The following is a 6,063-nucleotide window of genomic DNA, read 5'->3' as shown; positions in this document are numbered from 1 at the left end:
GCCCGGCCAACCGCCCAAACAAACCCTGCCCCGCCTGCCCCGCCTGCTCCGCTGGAACTGCAACCGTAGGACGGCACCCTGGCTCCGGCGTCGGGCCCGCCCGTTTCCGGGGAAACAGCTCGCCCGCCGGGACCCTGTGGAGGAGCGGGGAACGCCCGTCACGAATCGGCCCCAGCGCAGGACCGTGGAAGAATTGGCCCATGGCCGATTCTTCTTCCGCACCCCGCGTTTCCCTTGCCTCCGTGACCCCTGCAATCGCGCTCGGGCCGCTGGACGGCCGGTACCGCTCCGCGACCGCACCGCTGGTCGACTACCTCTCCGAAGCCGCCCTAAACCGCGACCGCACGCACGTTGAGATCGAGTGGCTGATCCACCTCACCTCCAACTCGGTCCTGCCGGGAACCTCGCCGCTGTCCGCCGAGCAGCAGGCACAGCTGCGGGAGATCGTTTCCGGATTCGACGGCAACTCCGTCAACGAACTGGCTGAAATCGAGCAGGTCACCGTTCATGACGTGAAGGCCGTGGAGTACTACATCGGCCGCCGGCTGGCCGCGATCGGCATTGAGAACCTCACCGCCCTGGTGCACTTCGGCTGCACCTCCGAAGACATCAACAACCTCTCCTACGCCCTGGGCGTGAAGGGTGCAGTGGAGAACGTCTGGCTCCCTGCCGCCCGGAAGATGGTGGCCCAGATCGCCGCCATGGCCGAGGAAACCCGTGCCGTGCCCATGCTCTCCCGCACGCACGGCCAGCCCGCCACTCCCACCACACTGGGCAAGGAACTGGCGGTTACGGTGCACCGCCTGACCCGCCAGCTGGACCGCGTTGCCGGCACTGAATTCCTTGGCAAAATCAACGGCGCCACCGGTACTTATGCCGCGCACTATGCCTCCGTCCCGGGTGCTGACTGGCAGCAGGTGGCCAAGTCCTTCGTCGAGGGCCTGGGCCTGACGTGGAACCCGCTCACCACCCAGATCGAGTCGCATGACTGGCAGGCCGAGCTCTACGCGGACATGGCCCGCTTCAACCGGATCCTGCACAACTTCTGCACGGATGTGTGGAGCTACATCTCCATTGGCTACTTCGCCCAGATCCCCGTTGCCGGTGCCACCGGTTCCTCCACCATGCCGCACAAGGTGAACCCGATCCGCTTCGAGAACGCCGAGGCGAACCTGGAAATCTCCAACGGCCTGCTGGACACCCTCGCTTCCACTCTGGTCACCTCCCGCTGGCAGCGCGACCTCACGGACTCCTCCTCGCAGCGGAACATCGGCGTCGCCTTCGGCCATTCGCTGCTGGCGATCTCCAATGTGGCCAAGGGCCTGGAGCGACTGAATGTCGCCGAAGACGTACTGGCTGCGGACCTGGACACCAACTGGGAAGTCCTTGGCGAAGCCATCCAGATGGTGATGCGCGCCGAGGCCATCGCCGGTGCACCGGGCATGGAAAACCCGTACGAGCGGCTCAAGGAACTCACCCGCGGACACCGGGTGGACGCCGAGCGCATGAAGGAATTCGTCTCCGGGCTGGGCCTGCCGGCCGAGGCCGAGGCACGCCTGCTCGCCCTCACCCCGGCCAAGTACATCGGCATTGCCGAAAACCTGGTGGACCACCTGCAGAAGTAGGACTGACCCAAACAACCACCGGCGGGGGGGGGGCGGGGGCGGCCCCCCCCACCCCCCCCCCCCCCGTCGTTCGTTATGTCCTGCTCCGTTTGGGCTCGTGCTCCGGTTCGCCGGGGAGCGTTTGCCACAAACCGGAGCGGAACCGGCCCGGGAACATTAGGGTGGGCCAATGAACGGATACCCCCAGCTGCTCCAGCCGGTTCTGGACACTGCCGATGTGCGGGGATTGGCGGAGTTCTACCGCCGGTTCCTTGGGCTCCGGTACCGGCCGGGAGACGAGCTCGCCCAGGACAGCACGGCTGATACTGCTGACTGGCTTGTCCTCACGGATGATCAGGGCAGCCGCAAACTGGCCTTCCAGCAGGCAGAGCATCACCAGCCAACAACCTGGCCCAGTCCGGAGGTGCCGATGCAAATGCACCTGGACATCACCGTTGGGGACCGGCAGGCCCTGGCAGACCAGCACGCCAGGGTTCTGGCGCTGGGGGCAAAACTGCTCATGGACCGCACAGAGGATTCCGAAGAGCCCTTGTACGTCTACGCCGATCCGGCCGGGCATCCGTTCTGCATCTTTGTTGGCTGATGCAGCAGCGGGTGAACGCTAGTCCGCCGCGGCCAGCTGTCCGCAGGCGCCGTCGATTTCCTTGCCGCGGGTATCGCGGACCGTGGTCGGGACACCGGCGTCGATCAGGGTGTCGATGAACTCCTGGATCACGTCCGGTTCCGGCGACGTCCAGATGGAGCCCGGGGTGGGGTTCAGCGGAATCGGGTTCACGTGGACCCAGCCGCGGCCACGGGAGTTCAGCTTCTTGGCCAGCAGGGCTGCACGCCACGGATGGTCGTTCATGTCCTTGATCAGCGCGTACTCGATGGAGACGCGGCGGCCGGTGGTGCGGTAGTAGTTGTACGCGGCGTCGAGTGCCTCGTCCACCTTCCAGCGGCTGTTGACCGGGATCAGGTCGTCACGCAGTTCGTCATCCGGTGCGTGCAGGCTCAGCGCGAAGGTGACCGGAATGTTCTCTTCGGCCAGCTTCTTGATCGCCGGCACCAGGCCCACGGTGGAGACCGTGATGTTCCGCGCACTCATGCCCAGGCCTTCGGGCGCTTCGGCGGCCATGCGGTGCACGGCGTTCATCACGCGCTTGTAGTTGGCCAGCGGTTCACCCATGCCCATAAAGACGATGTTGGTGACGCGCTCGGCGTCGTGCCCGCCGTCGCGGCGCTTGCCGCCCAGCCCGCCTTCGGCGATGACGCGGTTCGCCTGGACAATCTGGTCCAGGATTTCCGCGGCGGACATGTTGCGCGTCAGCCCGGCCTGGCCGGTGGCACAGAACGGGCAGTTCATGCCGCAGCCGCACTGGCTGGAAACGCAGAGCGTGATCCGGCCGGGGTAGCGCATCAGCACGGATTCCACGAGCGAACCGTCGAACAGCCGCCAGAGGAACTTGATGGTGTCCCCCTTGTCCGTGGTCAGGCGCTTCACCTCGGTGAGCAGGGTCGGGAACATTTCCTTGACCAGCTCATCGCGGCGCTCCTTGGGGAGGTCGCTCATCTTCTCGGGGTCCGTGGTGTAGTGCTGGAAGTAGTGCACTGAGAGCTGCTTGGCACGGAACGCCGGCAGGCCCAGGGACTTGAGCTTCTCCTGGCGCTGGGCAAGCGTGAGGTCAGCGAGGTGTTCCGGGGGCTGGGAAACCCGGGGGGATTTGAACTGCAGCAGGGGCCGGCCGTCGGGCTCCTTGGCCTGCTCCCAGCCTTCGGTTGCGGGACGCACCTGCGGCTTGTTGCCGGGTACGTTCAGGGCAGCTGGGGAAGTTTTGGGGGAAGTCATCTCTTCCATTTTTGCACGCCTTGGCGAATCGTGTTTTTGGCTTAGCCCAGTTCTCACACAGCAGAAACACGGCGGAAATCCGTGCTTCGTAGATTGAGGTGAACCAGTCCCGCAGGCCCAGGAGGTTCACTTGTTCCCACTCCCCCCGAACCTGACCATTCGTGAAGTGCCCTGGTCCAACCCCGTGGGCGCGGACCTGCGGCGGGCGCAGCAGGCCGAACTGGATTCCCGCTTCGGGGGCACGGGACATGACCCTTCTCCGCCCACTGAAGAGGACACAGCTGTGTTTGTGATCGCTTATGAACGCAGTTCGGGACAGCCGCTGGGGTGTGGGGGGCTCCGGCGTCTGGACCGTTCCACGGCGGAAATCAAACGGATTTATGTGCTGCCCTACGCCCGCGGCTCAGGCATAGCGACCGCGATCCTGTCCTCGCTGGAGTTCCGGGCCCGCGCCGCGGGGTTCGGAGCCGTCACCGCGGAGGCCGGGTCAGCCCAGTCGGACGGGAAGCGGTTCTACGCGCAGGCCGGATATACCAAGGTGTCGAACTTCGGCCCCTACGCGAACCTGCCCCATTCCACGTGTTTTGCCAAGGTGATCGAGCCCGGCGCGCGGTCCACCGAACTTAGCGCTTCCCTCACTTCGAAGATGCTCTAACGGCACGCTCAGCCCGCTTCAAGCGGGCGGGAGCGGCCGCGCTGGGGCAACGGAATGATGGGCGAGGTGCGCCGCTGATACTGCGCATACGCGGGATACCGGTTAGCCGAAATGCTTTCCGTGAAGACCGTGGATCCGGCGAAGAGCAGCGTCAGCAGCACCGGACCCGCAAGCGTCCAGTGCAGCCAGGTGCCGGAAGCGGAGACGGCGAAGCCGTAGAACAGCCACCACTGTGCCTGTTCGAAGAAGAAGTTCGGGTGCCGTGAATAGCGGAACAGTCCGGTCTGGACGAAGCCCTGCCCGGCTTCCCGGCCGGCGGCCCGTTCGGCCTTCTTCCACTGCTGGTAGTTCCACTGCTGCTGATCCGCCGTGGTCTCCCCCGCCAGTGCCGCCACAAACAGGACTGCGAGCGCCCAGTCCCAGGCACCCAGCGGGCTCGGGTTCTGGAACACGGTCAGGGCCGGCAGGGTCATGAGCCAGATGATGAGGTTCTGGTAGATGCTGATGAACCCCAGGTTGAACAGCTGAAACTGCCACGGCCGCAGCCGGCCGCGCAGGACTCCCCAGCGGTAGTCCTCACCGCCGGGCGCGTACCCGCCCTTGCGGGCAAAGTTGAAGGTCAGCCGGGCTCCCCAGAGGGTCACCAGGACGGCCATCAGCACCAGCCGGGCTTCCCAGCCCGACGCCGCCGCGAACACCCACACGTACGCCACCGGAACAATCGACCAGATCCGGTCAGTCCAGGAGTATTCCCGGGTGATCAGGGAAAGGATCCACGTAGCGGCGGTCGTCGCCAGGAAGATCCACAGGCACACACGAACCGGGTCCATTCTTGGAGGATACGACGCGTGCCGTCCCGGCGGGACCCCTGCCCGTCCGCAATGACTGGGAAAAGGCGGACCCGTCCGGCCGGCCGTTTCTGGTGGCTGATGCAGCACACCGGCAGCTATAGTCCGGGCCAGGCGATTCCCTGTCCGCGTCCTCTGACAGCACGCCATTCCTGGATTGGGACCCGCCCGTAGGCGGCGTAAATGTGACCGCGGTGATACGCCTCGATAATGACTCCTTCCAGGGAACTCCAGTCATCCTGGAACCCGCAGCTGCCGCACCGGTTCGGATTGAAACTGCGCCCTCGCTGCCACGCCGGCCGATCAGCCAGCTGACGTGCCATGTCCTGCGTGTCGCTTTCCGGGGCTTCGAGAATCCGCCTGGCGATGTCCACCGCCTCTGCAAAGTCGGTGGTCGTGAATTCGTCCGACCGGGGACGGTACGCCGGGATGAGCCCGAAGACCCACCAAAACTCGAATCCGCACTTCTGGCAGGGAGCATCCCACGCCATAACGTAGATTCCCAGCGTTGCCTCACCCACACCGGCCTCCTGGCAGACGGTTTACGGATTCGACGTCAGGCTACCGTGCTGTCACCCGCCGGGCAGCCTAGTACTCGACGCGTGCCTCAGCGGCGTTCCAGGCGTCAAACGGTGCGGTCCGGGTGTCGCCGGGCAGCTGGTTGACGGGCATCGAGCGCTCCTCGACGGGAGTCTCAAAGTATTCGTAGAAGACGGCATCGTCGAAGCCGGCTGCGGCGGCGTCGTGCCGGTCCGCCGCGTAGACCACCCGGTCGATGCGTGCCCACAGCGCCGAGGCCAGACACATGGGGCAGGGCTCGCAGCTGGTGTAGAGCACCGCGCCGCTGAGGTCGAAGGTTTCCAGTGCGGCGCAGGCGTTGCGGATGGCGGTCACTTCCGCGTGTGCGGTGGGATCGTTGCTGGCGGTAACCCGGTTGACGCCGTCGAACGCCCGGCCGTCCGCGGTAACGATGACGGCACCGAACGGTCCGCCGCTGTCTGCGACGTTTGCGGTGGCCAGCTCGATTGCCCGGGAAAGGTATTCGGCGTCTGAGTTCATGGGTGCTGCCCCCTGCGATTATGGCCCCGGCGGTCTCTCCGGCCGGGA

Annotated in this window: 7 protein-coding genes; 3 read left to right on the top strand and 4 right to left on the bottom strand. The window is 65.7% G+C overall.

The features are described 5' to 3' along the window. Positions 1-200 precede the first annotated feature (200 nt). The gene (gene purB / locus TVC13_RS04215) at positions 201-1,625 is read left to right on the top strand and encodes an adenylosuccinate lyase (RefSeq protein ID WP_422399983.1); all 1,425 of its coding nucleotides are present in this window, start codon (positions 201-203) and stop codon (positions 1,623-1,625) included. A 169-nt stretch (positions 1,626-1,794) separates the two neighbouring features. After that, a complete protein-coding gene (locus TVC13_RS04210) occupies positions 1,795-2,208 on the top strand; it encodes a VOC family protein (RefSeq protein WP_422399982.1) in 414 nt (137 codons plus the stop codon). Between the two features lie 18 nt (positions 2,209-2,226). On the opposite strand, the gene rlmN is transcribed toward TVC13_RS04210, so the two are convergent. After that, complete coding sequence (rlmN, locus tag TVC13_RS04205; RefSeq protein ID WP_422399981.1) at positions 2,227-3,453, bottom strand: 23S rRNA (adenine(2503)-C(2))-methyltransferase RlmN; 1,227 nt, start codon at positions 3,451-3,453, stop codon at positions 2,227-2,229. A 130-nt stretch (positions 3,454-3,583) separates the two neighbouring features. Here rlmN and TVC13_RS04200 point away from each other — a divergent pair, with 130 nt between their 5' ends. After that, on the top strand, positions 3,584-4,108 hold the full coding sequence (locus TVC13_RS04200; protein ID WP_422399980.1) for a GNAT family N-acetyltransferase: 525 nt from the start codon (positions 3,584-3,586) through the stop codon (positions 4,106-4,108). Between the two features lie 8 nt (positions 4,109-4,116). On the opposite strand, the gene TVC13_RS04195 is transcribed toward TVC13_RS04200, so the two are convergent. From TVC13_RS04195 to TVC13_RS04185, 3 genes are all read right to left on the bottom strand, one after another. Beyond that, positions 4,117-4,938, bottom strand: a complete 822-nt coding sequence (locus TVC13_RS04195) for a DUF1295 domain-containing protein (protein ID WP_422399979.1) — start codon at positions 4,936-4,938, stop codon at positions 4,117-4,119. A 116-nt stretch (positions 4,939-5,054) separates the two neighbouring features. Beyond that, positions 5,055-5,477 (bottom strand): hypothetical protein, encoded by a 423-nt coding sequence (locus TVC13_RS04190; protein ID WP_422399978.1) that lies wholly within the window; start codon positions 5,475-5,477, stop codon positions 5,055-5,057. A 67-nt stretch (positions 5,478-5,544) separates the two neighbouring features. Continuing rightward, on the bottom strand, positions 5,545-6,015 hold the full coding sequence (locus TVC13_RS04185) for a nucleoside deaminase (RefSeq protein ID WP_422399977.1): 471 nt from the start codon (positions 6,013-6,015) through the stop codon (positions 5,545-5,547). Between the last annotated feature and the right edge of the window lie 48 nt (positions 6,016-6,063).

The organism is Arthrobacter sp. 3Tela_A, from assembly GCF_049311025.1.
Classification (GTDB): Bacteria; Actinomycetota; Actinomycetes; order Actinomycetales; family Micrococcaceae; genus Arthrobacter_B.
This window is presented reverse-complemented; position numbering and strand designations above follow the sequence as displayed.